The organism is Litoreibacter ascidiaceicola (assembly GCF_900129235.1).
Classification (GTDB): domain Bacteria; phylum Pseudomonadota; class Alphaproteobacteria; order Rhodobacterales; family Rhodobacteraceae; genus Litoreibacter; species Litoreibacter ascidiaceicola.
In genome coordinates this window covers 499704-525607 of record NZ_FQUV01000001.1, presented here as the reverse complement: position 1 = coordinate 525607, position 25904 = coordinate 499704, and the positions used below count along the sequence as shown (strand labels likewise).

Here is a 25904-nt window from a genome sequence, read left to right as displayed (position 1 = left end):
GGCGAATAGGTGTGCGCCTCCGACAGCCCCAACGCCCGCGCGCAAAGCTTCGAGCAGAACCACCGGTCCTCGATATGGCGGCGCAGGTTGATGAACTGGCTCATCAGTAGCCCCCAATAGTCGTAGCCCCGCCCCAGATGCTGGGCGGCGCGCTCGAACGTGTCATGCGGCGCCCAAGGCACCTGCACAAATTCGTAGGCCCCTTCCCGAAAGTAGAGGTCGCGCACGCAGACGCCGCCGTGTTTTCCCTGCGCCGTAACGCAGCGGTGAGTCTCACCGGATTTGGGCGGGCGGTTACTGATTAATAGTTCACAATGCGAGAACTCGGAGCGGGTGACCCACTTTACGAGCGTGTCGCTTAACGGCCGACCCTCTCCCCTGTAGAAGGCTAGATAGATCATTTTTATTCTCAGTGTTTGGGCTTCGACAATGTGTCGACGGTGGGGCAGAATCATCGTTTAGCGCAAGGTAAATGCTGATTTGGCAAGGGGTTATGCCTTAAAGATGGTGTCGGAGGTAAGGGTTTCCTTACCCATTTTTGCCGTAATTGGATTCTCTACCTTGCTTTTGAGGGGCTTACTTAACTTGCTCGCGATTGACAGACGGTAAATTCTCGTCGGCGAATTGACGCTGTTGACCCGTGAGAGCGCTAGGGTTATTATTTGAACGTGCGTTCATTAATGGGAGGGCCGCAATGTTTACCGCTTCAATGAATTTCGACTTGGGTGAAGACGTAAACGCCTTGCGCGAGATGGTTCATCGCTGGGCGCAGGAACGCGTGAAGCCGCTGGCCGCCGACGTGGACGCGTCGAACGATTTTCCGGCGCATCTGTGGACCGAGATGGGCGAACTAGGCCTTTTGGGTATCACCGTCCCCGAGGAAGACGGCGGCTCCGGCATGAGCTATCTTGCCCATGTGATCGCCGTCGAAGAAATCGCCCGCGCCTCCGCATCCGTATCGCTGTCCTATGGCGCTCATTCCAACCTCTGCGTAAACCAGATCAAGCTGAACGGCACTGCCGATCAAAAGGCAAAATACCTTCCCGGCCTGATCTCCGGCGAGCATGTCGGTGCCTTGGCCATGTCCGAAGCAGGCGCAGGCTCCGACGTGGTGTCCATGTCCCTGAAGGCGGAAAAGCGCAACGATCACTACCGTCTGTCAGGCAACAAATACTGGATCACCAACGGCCCCGACGCCTCCACCTTGGTGGTCTACGCCAAGACCGATCCCGAAGCTGGCCCTAAAGGCATCACAGCCTTCATCATCGAGAAGTCGATGAAAGGCTTTTCCACCTCCCCACATTTCGACAAGCTTGGCATGCGCGGCTCCAACACCGCGGAGCTGATCTTTGACGATGTTGAAGTCCCGTTCGAGAACGTGCTGGGCGAGGAGGGGCGCGGCGTGCGCGTCCTCATGTCCGGCCTCGATTATGAACGCGTGGTTCTGGCGGGCATCGGCACCGGCATCATGGCCGCCTGTCTGGACGAGGTCATGCCCTACATGGTCGAGCGCAAACAGTTCGGCAAACCCATCGGCTCGTTCCAACTGATGCAGGGCAAGATCGCGGATATGTACACCGCCATGAACTCTGCCCGCGCCTATGTCTACGAGGCGGGCCGGGCCTGTGATCGTGGGAATATCACCCGTCAGGATGCCGCCGCCTGCTGCCTCTATTCCTCCGAGCAGGCCATGGTCCAAGCCCACCAAGCCGTGCAAGCTATGGGCGGAGCTGGATTTTTGGCTGACGCGCCCGTAGCCCGCCTGTTCCGCGACGCCAAGCTGATGGAGATCGGAGCAGGGACTTCCGAAATCCGGCGCATGCTGGTTGGGCGGGAATTGATGGGGGCGATGGGGTGAGTGAGACAAAGCAAGACAACCTAAAGAGGTATAGCCAAGCATACGATAAGGACGAAAAATTCTTCCATGGCGCTATCTCGGATACTGAGTCAAAAGCTTTTGAATACGGTGTGCTTGTTGTGCAGAAATCCATATTGGTAGCTGGTGGGGCATTGCTAGCTATACCCACGCTAATGAGCCTTTCTGCAAGTGGACAAGTAGACAAAATTGACGCTGCGATCGCTGGGGCTTCTTTTGCCGCTGCGTTATTGGTCGCAATTCTGAGCGCCTACGTAATTCACTTGAATTGGATGTTTCATAGCGAAGCTTGGAGAGCTCATTGGACGGCGCGCCAGACCTTCCTAAAGGAGGTTTATCTTGAGGGGCGTAAATGGGATGAAGCGCTTGAAGATGATAAAAAGCCCCGTTTGATAAAGCGGATCGATCTTACTTTCAGGCTGCCTCACATACTTGCAATCACATATTTGATCTTGATCACTTACGGCTTTTTTCGATTCTATCTCGCTTTCGGAGTCTTCGGGTGACCCACCTCCGCCCCCTCCACTACGCAGGCCTCGCCCTGCTTTGCCTGGTCGGCATCCTTGCCGTCGCGCAATATCAGCGCGCGACGCTCGAACTCACCGAAACCCAGATCATCGAGACCTACGCCGCCCGCTACCTCGACACGCACCAAGACGCCAAACGCACCGACTGCCGCGCGCGGCCTGCGCCGGTCAAAACCACACGCATGGTTGTCATTTGCGGCCCGGAGCCGTTTGATGCGGCACGGCACTACGAATATCACGTTGGCCCCCTTGGTGGCTTGATCACACAACACGGTCCCGCCGACTGGGCCACCAAAACCCCGCTCGCCCCGCGCGACGCGGCTTGAAGGATCGTCTATGAAGTATCTGCCCTTGATCGCCGCGCTGTTCGTGAATCCCGCCATGGCGCAAGACACCATCGCGAAGGACAAGGTCCTTGTGTTGGCGTGCCTCGAGACCATGGAGGCGGGTACCACGTGGCCCCAATGCGTGGAGTTGATGTTCCAGCCCTGCGTGCGCCACGAGGTCGGCACCGATGCCCACGCAACCTGCCTTGGCGGCGTGCGGGAGGAATGGTCGGGCACGGTGAAAACCTTGCAGGACGAGGTGATCGAGGCGGTCACGTCCGAGGGCTCGTCCGAGTTGCTGGACCTGATGGGCCAGTGGACCGGCTACGTTGTGCAAAAATGCCAAGAGGTTGCGGCCTCAAAGCCCAACGGCGCAGAGAGCGCGCGGCTAGGGTGCGAGATCAGCGAATTGGCGGGCCTGTCGGGTGAGTTTGCGGCGTGCTTGGAAGGCCGCTCTGCGGCGGGTTATTGCGAGATCAAACAATGAGGGTCGTGCTGCTATTGCTTGCGATGGCATCTCCGCTCTCTGCTGCGGACCTGACCGTCGAGCCCGCCCGTATTCACGCCTGCCACGCCGCCACGCCGGAAGGCCAGCGCAGCCCTGACTGCCTCGGGGCTGCGGCGGACCAGTGCCAGTTGCTGCCGGGCGGGACAACCTCGCAAGGTATCGCCACCTGCATCACGGCGGAAACCGCCATTTGGGACGATATCCTGAACGAAGAATACCAGACCACCCGCGCCGACCTGAAAACCCGCGACGCTGACGAAGGCACCGATCTCGCGGGCGGGTTGCAAAACGTGCAACGCGCGTGGATCGCCTTTCGCGAAGCCGAATGTGACCTGACCTATGACCAGTGGGAAGGCGGCTCCGTGCGCGGCATCGCCTACGCCAATTGCCTGCTTGTCATGACCGCCGAACGCAGCATCGCCTTGCGCGACATGAGACCGAGGTAACCACTGATGAAACTCACCTCCAACATCGCTGCAGGCTCCGAGGCGTTCCGCGCCAACGAGGCTGCAAATCTGGACGCCTTGCGCGTGGTCCGAGAGGCGGCGGAGCACGCCGCACTGGGCGGCGGCGAAGGCCCGCGCGAGCGCCACGAGAGCCGCGGCAAGATGCTGCCCCGCGACCGCGTCGCCAACCTGCTCGACCCCGGCTCGCCGTTTCTTGAGGTCGGCGCTACAGCGGCCCACGGGCTCTACGATGGCGCGGCCCCGTGTGCGGGTGTCATCGCGGGCATCGGCTTGGTGCAGGGCCGCCAAGTCATGGTGGTCTGCAACGACGCGACAGTAAAGGGCGGCACTTACTATCCGATGACGGTGAAAAAACACCTCCGCGCGCAGGAAATAGCCGAGGAAAACCACCTGCCGTGCGTCTACCTCGTGGACTCAGGCGGGGCGAACCTGCCCAATCAGGACGAGGTCTTCCCCGACCGTGATCATTTCGGGCGCATCTTCTACAATCAGGCCCGCATGTCGGCCAAAGGCATCGCGCAGATCGCCGTGGTCATGGGGTCCTGCACCGCTGGCGGCGCATACGTGCCCGCCATGTCCGACGTCACGATTATCGTGAAGGAACAGGGCACCATCTTCCTCGCAGGCCCGCCCTTGGTGAAGGCCGCGACGGGGGAGGTCGTCACGGCCGAAGACTTGGGCGGCGGTGACGTCCACACGCGCCTGTCCGGCGTGGCGGATTATCTGGCCGAGGACGACGCCCACGCTTTGGCCCTTGCACGGCAGGCGGTTGGGAACATTGGCGGCGGGGTTGGCAGCGCGACACAAGGCGAAGCACCCGCCTATGACCCGTCCGAATTGCTCGGCGTGGTGCCCGCCTCCTTGACCACCCCCTACGACATCCGAGAGGTGATCGCCCGCATCGTCGACGGCTCCCGCTTCGACGAGTTCAAGAAGCGGTTTGGCGAGACGCTGGTCACCGGTTTCGCAGACATCTGCGGCATGCAGGTCGGCATCATCGCCAACAATGGCGTGCTGTTCTCCGAGGCCGCCCAGAAGGGCGCGCATTTCGTGGAGCTCTGCTCGCAACGCCGTATCCCGCTGGTGTTCCTGCAAAACATCACCGGCTTCATGGTCGGGCGACAGTATGAAAACGAAGGCATCGCGCGGCACGGGGCCAAGCTGGTGACTGCCGTGGCCACGACTTCCGTGCCGAAAATCACCATGGTGATCGGTGGCTCCTTCGGGGCGGGGAATTACGGCATGGCGGGCCGCGCCTATCAGCCCCGCTTCATGTGGTCTTGGCCCAACTCACGTATTTCCGTCATGGGCGGCCCGCAAGCTGCGGGCGTTCTGGCAACGGTCAAGCGCGACGGGATCGAGCGCAAGGGCGGTACATGGTCCGCCGAGGAGGAGGCCGCGTTCAAGCAACCCACGATTGACATGTTCGAGGAGCAATCGCATCCGTTATACGCCTCCGCACGGCTCTGGGATGACGGTATTGTTGATCCGCGTAAAGCCCGCGAGGTGTTGGCCCTGTCGCTGCGCGCCGCGCTGAACGCGCCGATAGAGGAGACACGCTTCGGCGTGTTCCGGATGTGATGAGGTCTCGCGGAGTGGTCCCCGTAAGGCCACGCTTCTTTAAGAGAGGGGCGTCCCAAAGCGGCATCGAGCCTCTTTGTGCCGCCCAGCCCTGCGGCTTTGCCGCGTGGCCTGCCAAAATCTCAAGACAAGGCGCTAAAGATGTTCACTAAAATCCTCATTGCCAATCGCGGCGAAATCGCTTGCCGGATCATCGACACCTGCCGCCGCTTGGGCGTCGGCACTGTGGCCGTGCACTCCAACGTGGACGCAAACGCCCGCCATGTGGAAATGGCCGACGAGGCCATCTCTCTCGGCGGTGCCACCCCTGCGGAAAGCTACCTGCGCGGCGACGCGATCATCGCGGCGGCTAAAGCCACGGGCGCACAGGCGATTCATCCGGGCTATGGCTTCCTGTCGGAAAATCCCGACTTCGTGGAGGCGGTGGACGCCGCTGGCCTGACCTTCATCGGCCCCTCCGCCCACGCCATCCGCGCCATGGGTTTGAAGGACGCCGCCAAGGCGTTGATGGTCAAAGCGGGCGTTCCCGTGGTGCCGGGCTATCACGAGGCGGGCCAAGACAATCTGGCCGCCGAGGCAGACAAGATCGGCTACCCTGTACTCATCAAAGCGGTCGCGGGCGGTGGCGGCAAAGGCATGCGCCGCGTCAACGCCGCCAAGGACTTCGCGCAGGAGTTGGAAGCTGCCCAGACCGAGGCGCAGAAGGCCTTCGGCAACGCCGCCGTGCTGATCGAGAAATACGTCTCGACCCCCCGCCATATCGAGGTGCAGGTGTTTGGTGACGGCACGAAGGCGGTGCATCTGTTCGAGCGCGACTGCTCCTTGCAACGCCGCCACCAGAAGGTGATCGAGGAGGCTCCGGCCCCCGGCATGACGCCCGAGATGCGCGACGCCATGGGGCAGGCGGCCGTCCGCGCGGCGGAGGCTGTGGGCTATGCGGGTGCAGGGACGGTGGAGTTCATCGTCGACGCTTCGGAGGGGCTACAGGCGGACCGGTTCTACTTCATGGAAATGAACACGCGGCTTCAGGTCGAGCATCCCGTGACCGAAGCCATCACCGGCGTCGATCTGGTGGAATGGCAGCTGCGCGTGGCGTCGGGGCAGGGGCTTCCGGCTCAGCAGGAGGACCTCTCCATCACCGGCCATTCCTTCGAGGCCCGCATCTATGCCGAAGATGTCCCCGCAGGGTTCCTGCCCGCCATCGGCACGCTGCACCAGCTGCAGTTTGCGGACGGCGCGCGGATTGATACCGGCGTGCGGGAGGGCGACGAGATCAGCCCGCATTACGACCCGATGATCGCCAAGCTGACCGTGCACGGCCCCGACCGCGCAACGGCGCTGGCACAACTGACACGGGCGCTGAAAGCCACACGGATCGGCGGGACGGTCACCAATATCGGCTTCCTCGCAGCACTGTCGGAACACTCCGGCTTTGCCGCAGGTGACGTGGACACCGGACTGATCGAGCGCGACTTGGAGGTGTTGACCAAGTCCACCGAACCCTGCACCAAAACCCGCGCGCTGGCAGCGGTCGCAGCTCTTGGGTTGCACCGTTCGGTGCCTGCGTTCGCAGGGGTGTCGCTGTGGGGCGGGGTCGAACAGACCGCTCGCTTCGCCTTTGACGAGGATGAGACCGCAAGGGTCGAGACGCTGTCGCCCACCCAGTTCAGGGTCACTCTGCCGGACGCCACCCATGACATCAGCCACACGAACGGTGCTTGGCGCGTTGACAGCGCCAAAACCGCCGCGTCGGTCTGGTGCAACGGCACTCAGGGCGCGGTGTTCTGGGGCGAGACCTATCCGTTCACCGTAGTGGACCCGTTGGATCGCGCTGCCGTTCAGGGAGCAGGCGACGGGGTCACACGAGCGCCGATGCCGGGACTTGTTCGCGTGGTCGACGTGGCGGCAGGTGCAGAAGTGAAAGCGGGCGACCGCTTGCTGGTGTTGGAGGCCATGAAGATGGAACACGCCTTACGGGCCGAGGCCGACGGGACCGTTGCCGAGGTCATGACAAGCGCAGGTGATCAAGTCACGGCGGGGGCCGCTTTGGTGCGGATGGAGGCCGATGACTGAGATCACGCTGCATCACGCGCACCAGACCCGCTCCATGCGCAGCCTGTGGTTGCTGCACGAGCTGGGTGTGCCGTTTGATGTGGTGGTGCATCCGTTCGGCAAGAACCTGCGGTCGGAGGAATACCTGAAACTGAACCCCTCGGGCCGCGTTCCAGCTTTGGAGATCGACGGGCAAACACTGTTCGAGACAGGTGCGATCACCGAATATCTGTGCGAAAGGTTCCCCGCAGGGAACCTTGGCCGCGCTGCGGGCGACCCCGAACGGGCCGACTGGCTGGTCTGGGTACATTTCGCCGAGACCATCACCCAGCATTGCGCCGCTCTGACCCAGCAGCACATTGCCCTGTATGAAGACCACATGCGCAGTCCCATCGTGATGAAGCTGGAGGCGGCGCGGATAGGAAAATGCTACGCCGCCCTGGAGGGACGGCTGCAAAATCGCGACTATTTGCTGGAGAGCGGCTTTTCCGCAGTCGACATTTCATGCGGATATTCGGTGTATTCGGGCCGCCATTTTACACATATCGAACCTTTCCCGCGCCTTTGCGCTTGGTACGCCCGCATCACCGCCCGCGAGGGCTTTCAAAAGTCTCTGCCGCCGGACGGGGAGCGTCTTTACCCCAAAGAGTTCTATGAGGTGCCAGCATGAGTGCGGTCGAAATCTTCGAGGTCGGCCCCCGTGACGGGCTGCAAAACGAAAAGGCGCAGATCGCCACCGCCGACAAGATCGCGTTGGTGGATATGCTGTCCACGGCGGGCTTCAAGCGGATCGAGGTGGCCAGTTTCGTCTCGCCCAAATGGGTGCCTCAAATGGCCGACAGCGCGGAGGTGTTGCACGGCATTACCCGTGCGGACGGTGTGTCTTACGCCGCTCTGACCCCGAATATGCGCGGGCTGGAGGGTGCGATTGCCGCGAAGGCGGACGAGGTGGCGGTGTTCGCCAGCGCCTCGGAAGGGTTCTCCAAGGCCAATGTGAACGCGACGATTGAAGAAAGCATTGCGCGGTTCATCCCGATCATGGAGGCCGCCCCGATGCCGGTGCGCGGCTATGTGTCCTGCGTGGCCGAATGCCCCTATGACGGTCCGACCGATCCTGCCGATGTGGCCCGCGTGGTGGCGCGGTTGTTCAAGCTGGGCTGCTACGAGGTCTCGCTGGGTGACACCATTGGCCGTGCCACGCCGGAACAAATTGACGCGATGCTGACGGCGGTGACGCAAGTCTGCGCGGCTGATAAGTTGGCAGGTCACTTCCATGACACAGCGGGGCGCGCGTTGCTCAACATTGATGTGGCTCTGTCCCACGGAGTGCGGGTTTTTGATGCTGCGGTCGCGGGCTTGGGCGGGTGCCCCTATGCGCCCGGTGCGGCGGGCAATGTCGCGACGGAGGCGGTTCTGGCCCATCTGGAAAGCGCAGGCCATCCGACCGGACTTGATGCAGACATTGTGGCACGGGCGGGCCGGATGGCCCAAGCGATGCGCGGATAAGGAGACGACGTGATGTATGAGACCTTACTGACAGACACCGACACGCGCGGCGTGGCGACGGTCACCCTGAACCGCCCCGACAAGCGCAACGCCATGTCTGGCGAGATGATTGCGGAGTTAACAGATTGCGCCGCAGCGCTTGCCTCGGACGACACGGTGCGCGCGGTGGTGCTGCGCGGGGCGGGCGCGCTGTTTTGTGCGGGCGGTGATCTGAACTGGATGCGCGCGCAGATCGACGCGGATGGCGAGACCCGTGGTCGTGAAGCCGGCAAGCTGGCCGCAATGCTGGGCGCGTGGAACACGCTGCCCAAAGCCGTCATTGGCCGCATCGAAGGCGCGGCCTTTGGTGGCGGTGTTGGCTTGGCTTGCGTGTGCGACGTGGCGCTTGCGGCACCGGACACCAAGTTCGGGTTGACCGAAACCAAGCTGGGCCTGATCCCCGCCACCATCGGGCCTTACGTGGTCGCCCGCATGGGCGAAGGCAACGCGCGGCGGGTGTTCATGTCCAGCCGCGTTTTTGGCGCAGATGAGGCGCAGGCCTTGGGCATCATTGCGCGTGTATCAGACGATCTCGACGCCGCCGTCGAGGCGGAAATCACCCCCTATCTGGCCTGCGCGCCGGGTGCAGTGGCCGAGGCCAAAGCGCTGGCCTTGCATTTGGGCGGCGCGCCGGGGCAGGCGGAGGTGGAGCATTCCATTAAGGCGCTGGTGACCCGTTGGGACAGCGCCGAGAGCGCCGAGGGCATCGCCGCGTTCTTTGACAAGCGAAAGGCAGCTTGGGTGCGTTAGCGGCTGTTTCACGGCACGTGGGAATGCGCTAACGTAGCGCAAAACAAACCCATAACAGAGGGAGCAGCCCGATGATCAACCGCCGCCATTTTATTGCCCTGACAGGGGCCTCAGCCCTTCAGGCGTGCAGCACCGGCGGGGGTGTCTCCGCACCGACCGCAACCCCGACGATGCGCGCGGTGCCCAACCCTGCGTTTGACGCGTGGGTCGCAGGTTTCAAAACCCGCGCGCTGTCCAAAGGCATCACCGCCAGCACCCTGCAAACGGGGATGCGCGGCGTCGGCTTCCTGCCCGAGGTGATCGAGCGTGACCGCAACCAGACAGAATTCAAACGCAGCTTCGAGGATTATCTGGCCATCGTCGCCTCGGAGGAGAAAATCCGTGCCGGTCGTGTGGCCTTCGCCCGCGAGCGGTCCCGCCTCAATGCCATCGAGGCCAAGTATGGCGTGCCCGCCAATGTGGTCGCGGCCATCTGGGGGGTGGAGAGCAATTTCGGCACCCGTCGCGGCAATGTTCCTGTGGTCTCGGCCACGGCGACGCTGGCCTTTGAAGGGCGGCGGGGCGTATTCTTCGAGAAGCAGCTGATTGCCGCGCTGAAGATTTTGCAAAGTGGTGACACAACGCCGAACCGTTTGGTTGGCTCTTGGGCGGGGGCGATGGGACACACGCAGTTTATCCCGACCTCCTACCAGCTGTTTGCGGTAGACTTCACCGGCGACGGTCGGCGCGACATCTGGTCGGATGACCCGTCCGACGCGCTGGCCTCGACCGCCGCCTATCTGGCGCGCTCCGGCTGGCAGCGCTCGCAGCCTTGGGGGCGCGAGGTGACCTCGGGCGGGTTGCAACCCGATCCCGGTGGGCCGCGCTTCGAGGTGGGGCAGAACTTCCGCGCCATTAAGCGCTACAACAACTCCGACAATTACGCGCTGGGGGTTGGGCATCTGGCGGACCGGCTGGCGGGCGGCGGGCCACTGAAAACGCCGTTCGGGCCGGATAAATACGGGCTGAAAATAGACGATCGCAAGCGCCTGCAAACCCGCCTGACGGCGAAGGGCTTCGACACGGGCGGGGCGGACGGGGTGCTGGGGCCAAAGTCCAAAGCCGCCATCGCCGCCTATCAGCGCAGCATCGGTCTGGAGGCCACGGGCAACCCGTCACCCGCACTTTTGCAGCGGCTGGGGTAGGGGGCGACTCAGCGTGCAGGTGCAGCCGAAATCGGCCTGCTTGTTGCGCTGCGTCAAATGCCAACCAAAACAACCGTCCTAAATGCCACAAAAATTAGGACTATTCGGTGACAAGTGGGGGGGTCCATCGGTTGACCCCCTGCGCGCTCAGGCGTAAAGATCACCGCAGCAATTACTTCCTGTATGCCGCGACATGCAGGCGAGAAGGAGACTTACGTGGACGAGCTTCTACGCGAATACCTGCCCATCCTGATATTTTTGGCAATAGCCATTGGCCTTGGGTTGGTTTTGATTCTTGCAGCGGCGGTCGTCGCAGTGCGTAACCCAGACCCCGAAAAAGTGTCCGCCTATGAATGTGGCTTTAACGCTTTCGACGATGCGCGGATGAAGTTTGACGTGCGGTTTTATCTGGTGTCGATCCTGTTCATCATCTTCGACCTAGAAATCGCCTTCCTGTTCCCGTGGGCGGTTGCCTTCAAGGATGTCGGGCTACTTGGCTTCTGGTCGATGATGGTCTTCCTTGCGGTGCTGACCATCGGCTTTGCTTATGAATGGAAAAAGGGAGCACTCGAATGGGAGTAGCAACCGGTTTGAACACAGCTGGCTGGGACAAAGACGTCGCCACCGCACAGCTGAACTCCGAGCTTCAGGACAAGGGCTTCCTTGTTACCTCGACCGAGGACATCATCAACTGGGCGCGCACAGGCTCGCTGCACTGGATGACCTTCGGGCTGGCCTGCTGCGCCGTCGAGATGATGCACACCGCGATGCCACGCTACGACATGGAACGCTTCGGGACAGCGCCCCGCGCCTCCCCGCGCCAGTCAGACCTGATGATCGTGGCCGGCACCCTGACCAACAAAATGGCCCCCGCCTTGCGCAAGGTTTACGACCAGATGCCAGAGCCGCGTTATGTGGTTTCCATGGGGTCGTGTGCCAATGGCGGCGGCTACTACCACTATTCGTATAGCGTTGTGCGCGGCTGCGACCGGATCGTTCCGGTTGATCTGTATGTGCCGGGATGCCCGCCCACAGCCGAGGCATTGCTCTATGGCCTGCTCCAGCTGCAACGCAAAATCCGCCGGACAGGGAATATCATTCGATGACCGCCGCTCTTCAAGAACTCGCGGCTCACATAGAGCTGAAACGCCCTGATTGCGTGCTGTCCACCGAGATCGCATTTGACGAGCTGACCGTGCATATCGCGCCCAGCTCGCTTGTGTCGTTCTCGGAGTTTCTGAAAACCGACCGTGCCTGCCGCTTTTCCACCATGGTGGATATCACGGCGGTGGACTACCCGACCCGCGACGCGCGGTTCGACGTCGTGTATCAATACCTGTCGATGTACCAGAACCACCGCATCCGTGTGAAAATGGCGATCCGCGAAGACGAGATTGTGCCGTCGTTGCACGAAGTCTATCCGGCGGCCAACTGGTTCGAGCGTGAGATTTTCGACATGTTCGGCATCATGTTCTCCGGCCATCCGGACCTGCGCCGCATCCTCACCGATTACGGCTTCCGCGGCTATCCGCTGCGCAAGGACTTCCCGACCACGGGCTATGTCGAGGTCCGTTATGACGAAGCCGAAAAGCGCGTTGTCTACGAGCCGGTGAAGCTGGTGCAGGAATACCGTCAGTTCGATTTCATGTCCCCATGGGAGGGCGCGGAATACATCATGCCGGGTGACGAGAAAGCTGAAGAGGCGAAGAAATGATGGAGTTTGTCGCAGAAGCAATCGGACTTCTCTCAGCCGCGCTGATGGCGCTGGCCAGCCTTCAGGCATTTAAAAAAAATTCCGATCGTCAAAGCCAACTGATTTTGAATCAGTTGCCTTCGCAGCAGAATCAACGGTTTGAGTGCGTTCAATCAGTCGGACGACTCGGACAGAAAGACGGCGAGGCATTCTCATGATGGACGGTGGCAAATTCGACGACGCCCTGACGGGCGAGCAGAAGATCCGTAACTTCAACATCAACTTCGGGCCTCAGCACCCAGCGGCGCACGGCGTGTTGCGCTTGGTTCTGGAACTCGACGGCGAGATTGTGGAACGCTGCGACCCGCATATCGGCCTTTTGCACCGTGGCACGGAAAAGCTCATGGAGAGCCGGACCTACCTGCAAAACCTACCTTATTTTGACCGTCTCGACTACGTGTCACCGATGAATCAGGAACACGCTTGGTGCTTGGCCATCGAGAAGCTGACAGGCACCGAAGTGCCGCGCCGCGCGAGCCTGATCCGCGTGCTGTATTCGGAAATCGGCCGTATTCTGAACCACCTGCTGAACGTCACCACGCAGGCCTTGGACGTGGGCGCGCTGACGCCACCGCTTTGGGGCTTCGAGGAGCGTGAGAAGCTGATGGTGTTCTACGAGCGGGCTTGCGGTGCACGTCTGCACGCCGCCTATTTCCGTCCGGGCGGGGTGCATCAAGACCTGCCGGAAGACCTGCTCGACGATATCGAGGAATGGACGACCACCTTCCCGCAAGTTCTCAGCGACATTGACGGGCTGCTGTCCGACAACCGTATTTTCAAACAACGCAACGCCGATATCGGGATCGTGACCGAGGAAGATATCCTCGACTATGGCTTCACGGGCGTGATGGTGCGCGGCTCCGGTCTTGCGTGGGACCTGCGCCGCTCTCAGCCTTATGAGTGTTATAACGAGTTCGACTTCGAAATTCCGGTTGGCAAGAACGGCGACTGTTTCGACCGTTATCTGGTCCGTATGGAAGAGATGCGCCAGTCGCTGTCGATTATGCGTCAGGCAATCGAAAAGCTGCGCGCGCCGGACGGTAAGGGCGACGTGATGGCGCGGGGCAAGATGACCCCGCCGACACGTGGCGAGATGAAAACCTCCATGGAGGCGCTCATCCATCATTTCAAATTGTACACCGAAGGCTTCCACGTGCCGAAAGGTGAGGTTTACGCGGCGATCGAAGCCCCGAAGGGCGAATTCGGCGTGTATCTGGTGGCGGACGGGACCAACAAACCCTACCGCGCCAAAATCAAGGCCCCCGGGTTCCTGCATTTGCAGGCGATGGATTATATCTGCAAAGGCCACCAGCTTGCTGACGTGGCCGCTATTATTGGAACGATGGACGTAGTTTTTGGAGAGATTGACCGATGAAAAAGTTTTCTGCCTTTGCCGTTGCTGGTGCCATGACCTTGAGCGCTTGCCTTCCTGCCCCCGAGTTGAGCGTCGATGATATCGACCTCGCGCGCTATGCGTCTGCCATGGCGCAAGTGGGCTGCACCGACTTCGACGGCATCACCCATGCCGAAATCCGCAAGATCACCGGCTGGAAAGATATGAAGCTCGACAAAGTGCAAGAAGAGGCCGTGGCCCAACTTCAAGCCATCGAGCAAGCCGGCGGCGGTATCCGCTCCACCGTAGGGGCCTGCGCGTAAGCGCTGCCCCGGACGCACAGATAAAGGCCACAGACCTCCATGCTTCGTAGACTTCACGCAGACCAGCCTGACAGCTTCGCTTTCACCCCCGCAAACCTTGCGTGGGCGGATGCGCAGATTACGAAATACCCCGAGGGGCGTCAGGCCTCGGCGATTATCCCGCTGTTGTGGCGGGCTCAGGAGCAGGAGGGCTGGCTGACCCGACCCGCCATTGAATACGTGGCGGACAAGCTGGGCATGGCCTATATCCGGGCATTGGAAGTGGCGACGTTCTACTTCATGTTCCAACTGCAACCGGTTGGTTCTGTTGCGCATATTCAGGTTTGCGGGACCACCTCCTGCATGATCTGCGGCGCGGAAGACCTGATCGGGGTCTGCAAGGAAAAGATCGCCGAGAAGCCGCATCAGCTGTCCGCTGATGGCAAGTTCTCGTGGGAAGAGGTCGAGTGCCTCGGCGCCTGCGCCAACGCGCCGATGGCCCAGATCGGCAAAGATTATTACGAAGACCTGACCGCCAAAAGCATGGCGCAGATCATCGATATGCTGGCCAAGGGTGACGTGCCAACTCCCGGCTCGCAAAACGGCCGCTACGCCGCCGAGCCGCGTAAGGGACTGACTTCGCTGACAGAATTCGACAGCGGCAAGACGCAGTACAACGCCTCCGTGCAATTAGCGGCCGATATCGGCGACACGGTGAAACGCATCGACGGCACAGAAGTGCCGTTGCTGGCCCCGTGGCAACATGGCGGCAAAGCCAAGGGCGGTGCCGCGAACAAGGCGTCCGTGCCAGCCAAGTCAAAGACGGCGGCGGCGAAAAAAGACGCACGCCAAGTCGACGCGACAAAGGCCGAGGTCGATTCCAAAAAAGTGGCGCGTCCGAAGACCGGCACGGTGGCTCCGAAATCCGAGGCTCCGAAGGCCAAGGATACGGCAAAAGCCAAACCAGCGGCGAAGCCTGTTGCAGCGGACGGCAAGCCTGAAATGCTGAAAAAGGCGCGGGCCGGCGGTCCGGACGACCTCAAGATGATCAAGGGCGTTGGCCCCAAACTCGAACAGCTTTTGCACAAGCTGGGTGTCTTCCACTTCGATCAGGTGTCGTCCTGGCGCAAGAAGGAAGTCGAATGGGTGGATGAGAACCTCGAAGGCTTCAAAGGCCGCGTTTCCCGGGACGAGTGGGTGAAGCAAGCCAAGGTGCTGGCCAAAGGTGGCACTACGGAATTTTCAAGCCGCGTCAAAAAAGGCGGCATCTACTAGTCTGAAACAGACGGGGAGTACGAAGAATGGGACAGAACAACACAAACGGGGGAAGCTGCAAAACGGTTTGCTGGCTTGCTGCGTTGATCGCGGGCGTGCTGGTCGCAGCATTGCTGATGTCGATGCGGGACTTTGGATTTCTGGGGGCCGTCTTTTGGGGCCTCGTGGTATTGCTCGTCGGGGGCTTCGTGTTGAACTGGGCGTTCTGCGGCAAGGCAGAAGCGGAAGTGTCTTCGGTTCCTGCCGCACCCCGCACGGATGGGGCGACCGCCGCCGCACCGCTGGCCAGCTCCGGTGCTGTGACAACATCCTCGCCAGTCGCTGAAAATGCGGGTGCTGCCGCCGCGAGCCTGAGCCCTGCGGCTGCTAGTACTGCGCCGCAGGTGAAGCCTGCTGCCAAAAAGCCAGATGCGAAGAAGCCGGCTGCGAAGAAGGCGTCCACGACCAAAACCGCCGCGAAATCCGCAACCAAGGCTGCCGCAACAGCGAAGGCAGAGCCAAAGACCAAGGCAGAGCCAAAGGCCAAAGCAGAACCAAAGGCCAAGGCTGCCGCGAAGCCGAAGGCCGCGCCGAAAGCCAAGGCAGCGGATGCGAAACCTGCGGCCAAGGTAAAAGCCGCGCCGAAAGCCAAAGCGGCTGCCGCGAAACCGGCACCGAAGGCAAAGGCGGCAACCGCTGCCAAGGCCAAGCCAGTGGCCGCTGACGGCAAGCCGGAACTTCTGAAAAAAGCCCGTGCGGGCGGGGCCGATGATCTCAAGCAGATCAAAGGTGTCGGCCCGAAGCTTGAGGGCGAGTTGCACAAGATGGGCGTCTACCACTTCGATCAGGTCGCCAGCTGGCGCAAGAAAGAGGTGGACTGGGCCGACAACAATATCGAGGGCATCAAAGGCCGCGCGTCCCGTGACGAATGGGTGAAGCAGGCCAAGTTGCTTGCCAAGGGCGGCGAGACCGAGTTCTCGAAGAAGGTGAAAAAGGGCGGGGTCTATTGATCCTGACTGAGACGAAACGATGAGCGGGCCCTCGCAAGAGGACCCGCGCATGGTCAGACAGGCCCGACAGGCGGCGATCGTGATTTTTGCCACGATGCTGATCTGGGTCGGGGCGCAGGTGATCGGGGGGCAGCTTGGCTGGCCCGCTCGCTTTGCCTTCCTGTTCGACCTGATGGCAGGGGCCGCGTTCATCTGGGCGTTGGTCGTTTTATTCCGGGTGTGGCGCGCCAGAAGCTAGGCGTGCGTCACCGCACATGAAGAAGCAGACAGGACGCGAAAGCTATGTTGGCAGACAAGGACCGCATCTTTACCAATCTCTACGGGATGCATGACCGCTCCCTGAAGGGCGCGAAAGCCCGTGGGCATTGGGACGGCACCGCCGCGATCATCAAGCGTGGCCGCGACAAGATCATCGACGAGATGAAGGCCTCCGGCTTGCGTGGACGCGGGGGCGCTGGCTTCCCGACGGGCCTGAAATGGTCCTTCATGCCGAAAGAAAGCGACGGTCGCCCCAGCTATCTGGTGGTAAATGCCGACGAGTCCGAGCCGGGTACGTGCAAAGACCGCGAGATCATGCGTCATGACCCGCACACCTTGATCGAAGGTTGCCTGATTGCGAGCTTCGCGATGCAGGCCAACGCTTGCTACATCTATATTCGCGGCGAATATATCCGCGAGAAAGAGGCGCTGCAAAACGCCATCGACGAGTGCTACGAGGCTGGCCTTGTCGGCCCCAATGCCGCGAAATCCGGCTGGGACTTCGACATCTACCTGCATCATGGCGCGGGCGCGTATATTTGCGGTGAAGAAACCGCACTTCTGGAAAGCCTTGAGGGCAAAAAGGGCATGCCGCGGATGAAGCCGCCATTCCCTGCGGGCGCTGGTCTCTATGGCTGTCCGACCACAGTGAACAACGTCGAATCCATCGCCGTGGTGCCGACCATCCTGCGCCGTGGCGGGGAATGGTTCTCGGGCTTTGGCCGCCCGAACAACGCCGGCACCAAGCTGTTTGCGATTTCCGGCCATGTGAACAACCCGTGTGTGGTCGAAGAGGCCATGTCGATCCCGTTCAAAGAGCTGATCGACCGCCATTGTGGTGGCATCCGTGGCGGCTGGTCCAACCTGAAAGCCGTAATCCCGGGAGGATCATCCGTGCCGATGTTGCCCGCCGAGATGATGGAAAAAGAATGCATCATGGATTTCGACTGGCTGCGCGAGCAACGCTCCGGCCTTGGCACCGCTGCGGTCATTGTGATGGATCAGAACACCGACGTCATCAAAGCCATCTGGCGGCTGTCGAAGTTCTACAAGCATGAGTCTTGCGGGCAATGCACCCCATGTCGCGAAGGCACCGGCTGGATGATGCGCGTGATGGACCGCTTGATGACGGGCGAGGCCGAGGTGGAGGAAATCGACATGCTGCTGGACGTGACAAAACAGGTCGAAGGCCACACGATTTGCGCCTTGGGCGACGCGGCGGCTTGGCCGATCCAAGGCCTCGTGCGCCATTTCCGCGACGAGATCGAAGACCGCATCAAACACAAACGAACGGGCCGCGTGTCGGCGGTGGCGGCAGAATGATGCGCGCTCTGTTCCTCATCCCCGCCGTCGCTGTTCTGGCTGCCTGTGTTCCTCCCGGTCCGGTGTCCGAGAAGCCCAAAGGCCCGCCGCTCGAGATCGTCGAAGCCGCGCGTGCCGCTGACACGACCCGCGTTGTCTTGCGCTACAAGGACGGTGCTGCGATCCCGACCGCTGACGAGAACCGCGCTGTGCTGCGCGCGATGGAAATCGCCTGCCGTGAAGGCGAAAGCGCCATTCCCGACACCCGCACCCGCAAGGACGGGTTGCTGACCGTTAACATCTTCTGTGTTGGCGTGTTGCAAAGCGATCAGGTCATTGACGGATCAAGGTTGAAAACATGATCCGGCTTTTGCTCATCATATCGCTGGTGTTTGCGACAGCCTCTTGCGCGCGTCTCAGCCGTGACAAGTCGCGTAACGCCGCCAGCGAGCGGGAATTGCCGTTCAAGGCAAAGCTGTCCACGGGCGAGGACAAGCGCGACGTCACCATTTCCGTGGCGAACAAAGGGGCTGGCGTTGAAGCGGTGCGCGAGAGCGTGCGATTCGAGGCGACGAAATATTGCCTGCTGAACTATGGTGGCTCTGATGCTGACTGGCGGATGAGTCCCGTCAGCGAGGATTGGGCCTTCACCCAAGACGGTGACAAGCTGGTTTTTAACGCGCGTTGCACCGCGCGGTAGAATGGAATGAGAATGTCGAGCGCAGTGAAATTCGGGCCCCTCGCCACCGCCGCCGTTCTGGCGGCTGTGCCTGCGATGGCCGACACGCGCCCGATGCCGGACTACTTCGTCTCGGCGCTTGTGGCGACCTCTGCGGCGCAAGCCTTGGCGCTGTCCTGCGCGGAGTTGAGCGTCGATCCTGTGGCCATCGTCAAAGCGTCCGAGAAGCTGTTCACACAGCTGGAAGAAGACGGGTTCGACCCGAGTGATCCCTCCGCTGGTATGGACAATGGCGATGCCGAACTGGGCGCCGCCCAGCAGGCGTTTATGGATAAGCACCAGCTTGATGGCGCTGGAAGTGAATTGGTGTGTGCCGCTGGCCGTTCCGAGATGTCGGAAGGCACCGAGATCGGGCTTTTGCTGGTGGAGGTGCCGCAATGAAGGGTCACCATCTGGCAGAATTGAACGTCGGCAAACTGCTCGCCCCGGTGAGCGACCCCCGCGTGGCGGAGTTCATCGACAATATCGAGCGGATCAACAATCTGGGCAAACGGATGCCCGGCTTCGTGTGGATGCTGGAAGGCTCCGGCTCGCCGGGCGCGACCGAGCATGCGATAGCGGGCGATCCGCTTTATGTGCCGAACCTGACCGTGTGGGAAAGCGCCGAGGCGTTGGAGACCTTCGTCTGGGGCACGCTGCACAAGAAATTCTACGAAAAGCGCCAAGAGTGGTTCGAGGTGCTGGGCAAAATGCACTTCGTCATGTGGTGGGTGCCGGAAGGCCACCAGCCGACACTGGACGAGGCGCTGGAGAGACTTGAGATGCTGCGGGAGCAGGGCGACAGCCCCGACGCCTTCGGCTGGGACTATTTGAAAGACGCGACCATGTGGAAAACACATGGCTGCCAAGTGGCTGCGGAGTAACGCATGAGCGACCTGAAAAAAGTAATCATCGACGGCAAAGAGGTCGAGTGTGACGGGGCGATGACCCTGATCCAAGCGTGTGAGCAAGCGGGCGTCGAAGTGCCGCGTTTTTGTTATCACGAGCGCCTGACCATTGCCGGCAACTGCCGCATGTGTCTGGTCGAAGTCGTCGGCGGCCCGCCGAAGCCTGCCGCGTCCTGCGCGATGCAGGTGCGCGACCTGCGCCCCGGACCGGAAGGCCAGCCGCCTGTGGTGAAAACCAACTCGCCGATGGTCAAGAAGGCCCGCGAAGGGGTGATGGAGTTCCTGCTGATCAACCACCCGCTGGATTGCCCGATTTGCGACCAAGGCGGCGAATGCGATCTGCAAGATCAGGCGATGGCATATGGCGTGGACTTCTCCCGCTACCGCGAGCCAAAACGCGCGACGGATGATCTGGACCTTGGCCCGCTGGTCGAGACCCATATGACCCGCTGTATCTCCTGCACCCGCTGCGTGCGCTTCACGACAGAAGTCGCGGGCATCACGCAAATGGGCCAGACCGGTCGCGGCGAGGATGCGGAGATCACGTCCTATCTGGGCCAGACCCTGAACTCCAACATGCAGGGCAACATCATTGACCTGTGCCCCGTTGGGGCTTTGGTATCAAAGCCTTACGCCTTTACGGCCCGCCCGTGGGAGCTGTCCAAAACCGAGAGCATCGACGTGATGGACGCGCTTGGCTCCAGCATCCGCGTGGACACTAAAGGCCGCGAAGTCATGCGCTTTTTGCCGCGCAACCATGACGGCGTGAACGAGGAATGGATTTCCGACAAAACACGGTTCGTCTGGGACGGTTTGCGCCGCCAGCGTCTCGACACACCTTACATCCGTGAAAACGGCAAGCTGCGCAAAGCGGGCTGGGGCGAGGCTCTGGAAGCTGCTGCTGCCGCGATGAAGGGCAAGAAGCTCGCTGGTCTTGTGGGCGATCTGGCCCCTGTGGAGGCCGCGTTTGCCTTGAAACAACTGATCGAAGGCCAAGGCGGCGTTGTGGAATGCCGCACCGATGGCGCGAAACTGCCTGCCGGCAACCGCTCCGGCTATGTCGGCACCGCGCGTATCGAGGATATCGACACCGCCAAGATGATCCTGCTGATCGGCACCAATCCCGAGATCGAGGCCCCCGTGCTTCATGCGCGTATTCGCAAGGCCTATCTGGCTGGCGCGACTGTTGGCGTGATCGGGCCGAAGCTGGACTTGAGCTTTGAATACACCCATCTGGGCACCGACCGCGCCGCCTTGGCGAAAGTTGCCGAGATGGACAATGCAAGCGACGAAGCCGGTGTGACGATCATCGGCCAAGGCGCGTTGCAGGAAGCTGATGGCGAGGCCGTTCTGGGCACCGCGATGCAACTGGCCGAGGCCGGAAACTCCAAGTTCATGGTGCTGCACACCGCCGCTGGCCGCGTTGGCGCGATGGATGTGGGCTGTACGAATGACGCTGGCATGGACGGGATCAAGGACGCGGAGGTGATCTACAACCTTGGCGCCGACGAGATCGACATCGATGCGGGTCCGTTCGTGATTTACCAAGGCTCCCACGGGGATCGTGGCGCACATCGTGCCGACATCATCCTGCCGGGGGCGGCCTATACCGAAGAACAGGCGCTGTTCGTGAATACCGAAGGGCGGCCACAACTGGCGCTGCGTGCGGGCTTTGCTCCGGGCGAGGCGAAAGACAACTGGGCCATCCTGCGGGCGCTGTCCGCCGAGTTGGGCGCGACACTGCCCTATGACACGCTGGCGCAACTGCGTCAGGCGCTGGTCGCCGAGGTGCCGCATCTGGCGGGGGTCGACATCGTGCCGGAGAACGCATGGACACCGCTGCCGGCCAAGAAAATGGGCAAGGCCGACTTCCGCCACGCCCTGACCGATTTCTACCTGACCAACCCGATCGCCCGTGCATCCGAATTGATGGCAGAACTGTCGGCAAACGCCAAAGCGCGGGCCAGCGCCCCGATGGCAGCGGAGTAACGTGACATGCGCACGCGCATATCCGTTCTGGGGGCAGCCATGCTAGCGGCCTGCACCCCGACCGAGGACCCGACGCAGGAATATTTTGCGCCGGAGTATCTTGGCATCGAGACCAGACGGCTCGACGATGACCTCGTCAGTTTTCTGGTGCGGATGAGGGGCGCGCGGACCAAAGCGGATGTGGCGGATTACGGAAAATGCGCGGCGGCGCAGTATGCGTTGATCCGGGGCTTCGGATTTGCGCGACATGTGCGCACAAACGTACAGGAAGAGGGTGGCCTTTGGGCCGGAGATGCGGTTTACACAATCTCGGCTGCACTACCCGACGGATTGCAAACAATCGACGCCGAAGTGGCCGTCGCAGAATGTGCCGAGACCGGCATACCAACAGTTTGAGGGACCATGGCTGAATTTCTTTCATCTGGACTGGGGATCACCCTGATCATCGTCGCCCAATGCCTGGCAATGATCGCCTTCGTGATGATCTCGCTGCTGTTTTTGGTTTATGGCGACCGGAAAATATGGGCCGCCGTGCAAATGCGGCGTGGCCCGAACGTGGTCGGGGTCTTCGGGTTGCTGCAATCGGTGGCCGACGCGCTGAAATATGTGGTCAAAGAGATCGTTATTCCCGCAGGGGCCGACAAGTTCGTGTTCATGCTGGCCCCGATGCTGGCCTTCGTGCTGGCGATCATCTCGTGGGCGGTGATCCCGTTCAACGACACATGGGTTCTGGCCGACCTGAACGTTGCGATCCTGTATATCTTCGCCATTGGCTCGCTAGAGGTTTACGGCGTGATCATGGGGGGCTGGGCGTCCAACTCCAAATACCCGTTCCTTGGGTGCTTGCGCTCCGCCGCGCAGATGATTTCCTATGAGGTCTCCATCGGCCTGATCATTATCGGCGTGGTGCTGTCCACCGGCTCGTTGAATTTCGGTGACATCGTGCGTGCGCAAGACGGTGATTTCGGCTTCTTCAGCTGGTACTGGTTGCCGCATTTTCCGATGGTATTTTTGTTCTTTATCAGCGCCTTGGCCGAAACCAACCGCCCACCATTCGACCTTCCAGAAGCGGAATCGGAACTGGTTGCGGGCTATCAGGTCGAATACTCCTCGACCCCGTTCCTGCTGTTCATGGCCGGCGAATACATTGCCATCTTCCTGATGTGCGCGCTGATCTCGCTGCTGTTCTTCGGCGGCTGGCTGTCCCCGATCCCGTTCCTGCCGGATGGCCCGTTGTGGATGGTCGGCAAAATGGCGTTCTTCTTCTTCATGTTCGCTATGGTGAAGGCCATCGTGCCGCGCTACCGCTACGACCAGTTGATGCGCATCGGCTGGAAAGTGTTTCTTCCGCTGTCGCTTGGCTGGGTCGTTCTGGTGGCATTTTTCGCGCAATACGGTGCTTTCGGCGGGGCCTATGCCCGCTGGGCAGTAGGAGGTTAACTCAATGGCAACTTCATTCGCTCGCAAGGCCAAATACTTCCTGCTGATGGACATGTTCAAAGGCATGCAGCTGGGGCTGAAGTATTTCTTCGCGCCCAAGGCGACATTGAACTACCCGCATGAGAAGGGGCCATTGTCTCCGCGCTTTCGGGGTGAACATGCCTTGCGCCGCTATCCCAATGGGGAAGAACGCTGCATCGCCTGCAAGCTGTGCGAGGCTGTTTGCCCTGCCCAAGCCATCACCATCGACGCGGAGCCGCGCGACGACGGCTCGCGCCGCACCACTCGCTACGACATCGACATGACGAAATGCATCTATTGCGGCTTCTGTCAGGAAGCCTGTCCGGTGGATGCCATTGTTGAAGGCCCGAATTTCGAGTTTGCCACCGAGACCCGTGAAGAGCTGTTCTACGACAAGGAAAAACTGCTGGAGAACGGTGACCGTTGGGAATCCGCAATTGCCCACAATCTGGAAATGGATGCCCCTTACAGATGAGCACCCACGCCACATATCCCTTTGACCCCAGCATTCTGGATGACTTGGTCGACATGATCGAAGACATGGGCGCCGAGTTTGCCATCGGCACGCTTGATGCTGTCCTGTCGGAGAGCAACGGCGTGATCGTCTCGGAAGGTGTCACACGGGACATGTATGAAGGACAGGTGATCACGGCTGTTGTCGCAGCGGATGCGGTCGCCGTCAGCCATGGCGAGATGCCGTCTGTTCTTGACGAAAAGCTGATGCGCGCCGTCACGCCGCTTGCCGAAGAGTTGCGCGATACCGATGGCGTGGTTGATCTGGCGGCGAAAGCGCTCGCCGTGATCACGGACGATTCCAGCCCGTTTTATGGCACCATGACAGGCGAGCTTGCGACGCGCTCCGAGTTTCTGGAGATCACGTCCAAGGTTCAAAGCTCGGTCGCAGCTGCCAAGGATCGCAATCCCGGCGAATGGATCGAAATAACCGGTGATGGCACGTTCGAAATCACCATGTACCCCGAAGATGGAGAAGCTAATGTCTGACCCCAATAACCCCTTCGAGGCCATGATGAAAATGGGCCAGGATATGGCGAAGACCATGAACCCTGCGCTGGAAGCGTTCACGCCGAAAGGCTTCGAGAACATGATGCCCACCATGTCTGCCGAGATGATGGAGCAGTTCATGGGCAAAGGGGTGAGCCCCGAGGGGCTCGACGCCAAGACGCGCCTGTTGCTGACCTTGTCCGGCCTGACCATTCAGGGCGCACAGGCCGAAAGCCAGATCAGGATCACCGTGCGCCACCTTGTCGAGGCGGGTGCCACGAAACAAGAGATTGCCGAAACCATCGCCCAAGCCGCGATGTTCGGCGGTGTTCCGGCCATGTCGAAAGCGATGGAGCTGGCGACAGAAGTGCTGGACGGAGAAGGAAAAGACTGATGGGTTTCGCTGATTTCGCATTCTACCTGTTTGCCATAACGGTCGTGACCGCCGGCCTGTTCGTCGTGGTGTCGCGCAACCCCGTGCACTCGGTGTTGTGGCTGATCCTCGCGTTCCTGTCCTCGGCCGGCTTGTTCGTTTTGCTGGGCGCGGAATTCGTCGCCATGCTGATGATCATCGTCTATGTGGGCGCGGTCGCGGTGTTGTTCCTGTTCGTGGTGATGATGCTGGACGTGAACTTCGCGGAGCTACGCGGGGAGTTGGCCAAATTCGTGCCGCTCGCAGGGCTGATCGGCATTGTTTTATTGATGGAACTGGCGCTGGTCTTCGGCACGTGGACAGGCGCGGAAAACGCGACTGCGTTGCGTGACGCGGTGGCCCCCGCACTGGAAGAGACCCACAATACGGCGGCCTTGGGCCAGCTGATCTACACCAAATACATCTACCTGTTCCAAGCGGCGGGCCTGATCCTGCTGGTCGCCATGATCGGCGCCATCGTGCTGACCTTGCGCCACCGCCCGGACATCAAACGCCAGAACGTGTTGAGCCAAATCTACCGCGACCCTGCGGAGCAGATGGAGCTGAAAGACGTGAAACCGGGGCAGGGGTTGTAAGTCGAATGCACGCGTCGCGTCATATCACTTTGTCCAGCGCCCTTGTCGCGCTGTGTGCGGGGGAGGCCTTTGGCCTGACACCCCTACCGCCGCCTTGCGCGTATAGCGGGGACAAGGTTGAAGGGCGCGAGATCACCAGTGCCTCGAAATGGGACAATGGTGTCGTGACCTACACCACCTATGACCAAGCCGAACGCGAATATCTGTATCTGGAGCACTGCCCCAGCGGCAAAATCCTGCGCAGCAAGTCGCAGCCCTATTCGCTGACTTCCAAGGGGCCACGCGACGCTGGCGAGATTTCGGCCACAGTTTACGACGCCTTGAATTCCGGCACATCCTACACCATTGGCGATGTTCAGATGCTGTTGCGCAACCAAGGCGTGCGCACCAAGCGCTTTACCTCGAAAGCCGAGAGCTGCGTGTGCCAAACCCATTACCCCGTCTTGCGCGGGTCCAAGACACCCTACAAGAAAGATGCAAAATGATCGGACTTGAACACTATCTAACGGTCGCGGCGGCTCTGTTCGTCATCGGCATTTTCGGCATCTTCGTGAACCGCAAGAACGTCATCATCATTCTGATGTCGATCGAGCTGATGTTGCTCGCGGTGAATATCAACTTCGTGGCCTTCTCCAGCTATCTCGGCGACCTCGCAGGGCAGGTGTTTACCCTGTTCGTGCTGACGGTCGCGGCGGCTGAGGCGGCAATCGGGCTGGCCATTCTGGTCTGCTTCTTCCGAACCCGCGGCTCCATCGCCGTGGAAGACGTCAACGTGATGAAGGGCTAAGTC

At 61.0% G+C, this 25904-nt stretch carries 34 protein-coding genes; all 34 read left to right on the top strand.

Annotated features, from left to right (window positions below):
• Positions 1–694 precede the first annotated feature (694 nt).
• Positions 695–1858 carry an acyl-CoA dehydrogenase family protein gene (locus BUB72_RS02485; RefSeq protein ID WP_073140021.1) on the top strand — a complete coding sequence of 388 codons (1164 nt, stop codon included), beginning with the start codon at positions 695–697 and terminating at the stop codon, positions 1856–1858.
• Complete coding sequence (locus tag BUB72_RS02480) at positions 1855–2382, top strand: hypothetical protein (RefSeq protein WP_073140018.1); 528 nt, start codon at positions 1855–1857, stop codon at positions 2380–2382. Before BUB72_RS02485 ends, BUB72_RS02480 begins: the two co-directional genes overlap by 4 nt.
• Positions 2379–2729: a hypothetical protein gene (locus BUB72_RS02475; protein WP_073140014.1), complete on the top strand. Its 351-nt coding sequence runs from the start codon at positions 2379–2381 to the stop codon at positions 2727–2729. The genes BUB72_RS02480 and BUB72_RS02475 overlap by 4 nt, the downstream gene beginning before the upstream one ends.
• A gap of 10 nt (positions 2730–2739) precedes the next feature.
• The gene (locus BUB72_RS02470) at positions 2740–3216 is read left to right on the top strand and encodes a hypothetical protein (RefSeq protein ID WP_073140011.1); all 477 of its coding nucleotides are present in this window, start codon (positions 2740–2742) and stop codon (positions 3214–3216) included.
• Positions 3213–3683: a lysozyme inhibitor LprI family protein gene (locus BUB72_RS02465; protein WP_073140008.1), complete on the top strand. Its 471-nt coding sequence runs from the start codon at positions 3213–3215 to the stop codon at positions 3681–3683. The genes BUB72_RS02470 and BUB72_RS02465 overlap by 4 nt, the downstream gene beginning before the upstream one ends.
• A gap of 6 nt (positions 3684–3689) precedes the next feature.
• Positions 3690–5285, top strand: coding sequence for a carboxyl transferase domain-containing protein (locus BUB72_RS02460; RefSeq protein WP_073140005.1), 1596 nt, complete (start codon positions 3690–3692; stop codon positions 5283–5285).
• A gap of 141 nt (positions 5286–5426) precedes the next feature.
• Complete coding sequence (locus tag BUB72_RS02455; RefSeq protein WP_073140002.1) at positions 5427–7358, top strand: ATP-binding protein; 1932 nt, start codon at positions 5427–5429, stop codon at positions 7356–7358.
• Positions 7351–8007 carry a glutathione S-transferase family protein gene (locus BUB72_RS02450; protein ID WP_073139999.1) on the top strand — a complete coding sequence of 219 codons (657 nt, stop codon included), beginning with the start codon at positions 7351–7353 and terminating at the stop codon, positions 8005–8007. The genes BUB72_RS02455 and BUB72_RS02450 overlap by 8 nt, the downstream gene beginning before the upstream one ends.
• Positions 8004–8843, top strand: coding sequence for a hydroxymethylglutaryl-CoA lyase (locus BUB72_RS02445; RefSeq protein WP_073139996.1), 840 nt, complete (start codon positions 8004–8006; stop codon positions 8841–8843). Before BUB72_RS02450 ends, BUB72_RS02445 begins: the two co-directional genes overlap by 4 nt.
• A gap of 12 nt (positions 8844–8855) precedes the next feature.
• Positions 8856–9632, top strand: a complete 777-nt coding sequence (locus BUB72_RS02440; RefSeq protein ID WP_073139993.1) for a crotonase/enoyl-CoA hydratase family protein — start codon at positions 8856–8858, stop codon at positions 9630–9632.
• 71 nt (positions 9633–9703) lie between these two features.
• On the top strand, positions 9704–10816 hold the full coding sequence (locus BUB72_RS02435) for a lytic murein transglycosylase (protein ID WP_073139991.1): 1113 nt from the start codon (positions 9704–9706) through the stop codon (positions 10814–10816).
• 216 nt (positions 10817–11032) lie between these two features.
• Entirely contained in the window at positions 11033–11398 is a 366-nt protein-coding gene (locus tag BUB72_RS02430) for an NADH-quinone oxidoreductase subunit A (RefSeq protein ID WP_073139988.1), read from the top strand.
• Positions 11389–11922, top strand: a complete 534-nt coding sequence (locus BUB72_RS02425) for a NuoB/complex I 20 kDa subunit family protein (protein ID WP_073139985.1) — start codon at positions 11389–11391, stop codon at positions 11920–11922. The genes BUB72_RS02430 and BUB72_RS02425 overlap by 10 nt, the downstream gene beginning before the upstream one ends.
• The gene (locus BUB72_RS02420; protein ID WP_073139982.1) at positions 11919–12530 is read left to right on the top strand and encodes an NADH-quinone oxidoreductase subunit C; all 612 of its coding nucleotides are present in this window, start codon (positions 11919–11921) and stop codon (positions 12528–12530) included. The genes BUB72_RS02425 and BUB72_RS02420 overlap by 4 nt, the downstream gene beginning before the upstream one ends.
• Positions 12527–12727 (top strand): hypothetical protein, encoded by a 201-nt coding sequence (locus BUB72_RS02415; protein ID WP_139250592.1) that lies wholly within the window; start codon positions 12527–12529, stop codon positions 12725–12727. The genes BUB72_RS02420 and BUB72_RS02415 overlap by 4 nt, the downstream gene beginning before the upstream one ends.
• Complete coding sequence (locus BUB72_RS02410) at positions 12727–13944, top strand: NADH-quinone oxidoreductase subunit D (RefSeq protein WP_073140492.1); 1218 nt, start codon at positions 12727–12729, stop codon at positions 13942–13944. Before BUB72_RS02415 ends, BUB72_RS02410 begins: the two co-directional genes overlap by 1 nt.
• A complete protein-coding gene (locus BUB72_RS02405; protein ID WP_073139975.1) occupies positions 13941–14225 on the top strand; it encodes a hypothetical protein in 285 nt (94 codons plus the stop codon). Before BUB72_RS02410 ends, BUB72_RS02405 begins: the two co-directional genes overlap by 4 nt.
• Positions 14226–14264: 39 nt before the next feature.
• A complete protein-coding gene (locus BUB72_RS02400) occupies positions 14265–15479 on the top strand; it encodes an NADH-quinone oxidoreductase subunit E (RefSeq protein WP_073139972.1) in 1215 nt (404 codons plus the stop codon).
• A gap of 26 nt (positions 15480–15505) precedes the next feature.
• A complete protein-coding gene (locus BUB72_RS18750) occupies positions 15506–16468 on the top strand; it encodes an NADH-quinone oxidoreductase subunit E (protein WP_073139969.1) in 963 nt (320 codons plus the stop codon).
• A gap of 19 nt (positions 16469–16487) precedes the next feature.
• A complete protein-coding gene (locus tag BUB72_RS02390) occupies positions 16488–16706 on the top strand; it encodes a DUF5337 domain-containing protein (protein WP_073139965.1) in 219 nt (72 codons plus the stop codon).
• Positions 16707–16750: 44 nt separating this feature from the next.
• On the top strand, positions 16751–18049 hold the full coding sequence (gene nuoF / locus BUB72_RS02385; protein ID WP_073139962.1) for an NADH-quinone oxidoreductase subunit NuoF: 1299 nt from the start codon (positions 16751–16753) through the stop codon (positions 18047–18049).
• Positions 18046–18390, top strand: coding sequence for a hypothetical protein (locus BUB72_RS02380; RefSeq protein ID WP_073139959.1), 345 nt, complete (start codon positions 18046–18048; stop codon positions 18388–18390). The genes nuoF and BUB72_RS02380 overlap by 4 nt, the downstream gene beginning before the upstream one ends.
• Positions 18387–18728, top strand: coding sequence for a hypothetical protein (locus tag BUB72_RS02375; protein ID WP_073139956.1), 342 nt, complete (start codon positions 18387–18389; stop codon positions 18726–18728). Before BUB72_RS02380 ends, BUB72_RS02375 begins: the two co-directional genes overlap by 4 nt.
• A 12-nt stretch (positions 18729–18740) precedes the next feature.
• Positions 18741–19148: a DUF5333 family protein gene (locus tag BUB72_RS02370; RefSeq protein ID WP_073139950.1), complete on the top strand. Its 408-nt coding sequence runs from the start codon at positions 18741–18743 to the stop codon at positions 19146–19148.
• Positions 19145–19630, top strand: coding sequence for a DUF3291 domain-containing protein (locus tag BUB72_RS02365; RefSeq protein ID WP_073139947.1), 486 nt, complete (start codon positions 19145–19147; stop codon positions 19628–19630). Before BUB72_RS02370 ends, BUB72_RS02365 begins: the two co-directional genes overlap by 4 nt.
• A 3-nt stretch (positions 19631–19633) precedes the next feature.
• Entirely contained in the window at positions 19634–21643 is a 2010-nt protein-coding gene (nuoG, locus tag BUB72_RS02360) for an NADH-quinone oxidoreductase subunit NuoG (protein ID WP_073139944.1), read from the top strand.
• Between the two features lie 6 nt (positions 21644–21649).
• Positions 21650–22039, top strand: coding sequence for a hypothetical protein (locus BUB72_RS02355; protein WP_139250591.1), 390 nt, complete (start codon positions 21650–21652; stop codon positions 22037–22039).
• A gap of 6 nt (positions 22040–22045) precedes the next feature.
• On the top strand, positions 22046–23083 hold the full coding sequence (gene nuoH / locus BUB72_RS02350; RefSeq protein ID WP_073139941.1) for an NADH-quinone oxidoreductase subunit NuoH: 1038 nt from the start codon (positions 22046–22048) through the stop codon (positions 23081–23083).
• Between the two features lie 4 nt (positions 23084–23087).
• On the top strand, positions 23088–23579 hold the full coding sequence (nuoI, locus tag BUB72_RS02345; RefSeq protein ID WP_073139937.1) for an NADH-quinone oxidoreductase subunit NuoI: 492 nt from the start codon (positions 23088–23090) through the stop codon (positions 23577–23579).
• Positions 23576–24106 carry a hypothetical protein gene (locus BUB72_RS02340; protein ID WP_073139934.1) on the top strand — a complete coding sequence of 177 codons (531 nt, stop codon included), beginning with the start codon at positions 23576–23578 and terminating at the stop codon, positions 24104–24106. Before nuoI ends, BUB72_RS02340 begins: the two co-directional genes overlap by 4 nt.
• Positions 24099–24500: a carboxymuconolactone decarboxylase family protein gene (locus tag BUB72_RS02335; protein ID WP_073139931.1), complete on the top strand. Its 402-nt coding sequence runs from the start codon at positions 24099–24101 to the stop codon at positions 24498–24500. The genes BUB72_RS02340 and BUB72_RS02335 overlap by 8 nt, the downstream gene beginning before the upstream one ends.
• On the top strand, positions 24500–25114 hold the full coding sequence (locus BUB72_RS02330) for an NADH-quinone oxidoreductase subunit J (protein WP_073139927.1): 615 nt from the start codon (positions 24500–24502) through the stop codon (positions 25112–25114). The genes BUB72_RS02335 and BUB72_RS02330 overlap by 1 nt, the downstream gene beginning before the upstream one ends.
• A gap of 29 nt (positions 25115–25143) precedes the next feature.
• Positions 25144–25599, top strand: a complete 456-nt coding sequence (locus BUB72_RS02325; protein ID WP_175549108.1) for a hypothetical protein — start codon at positions 25144–25146, stop codon at positions 25597–25599.
• Positions 25596–25901, top strand: coding sequence for an NADH-quinone oxidoreductase subunit NuoK (nuoK, locus tag BUB72_RS02320; protein WP_073139920.1), 306 nt, complete (start codon positions 25596–25598; stop codon positions 25899–25901). The genes BUB72_RS02325 and nuoK overlap by 4 nt, the downstream gene beginning before the upstream one ends.
• Positions 25902–25904 lie beyond the last annotated feature (3 nt).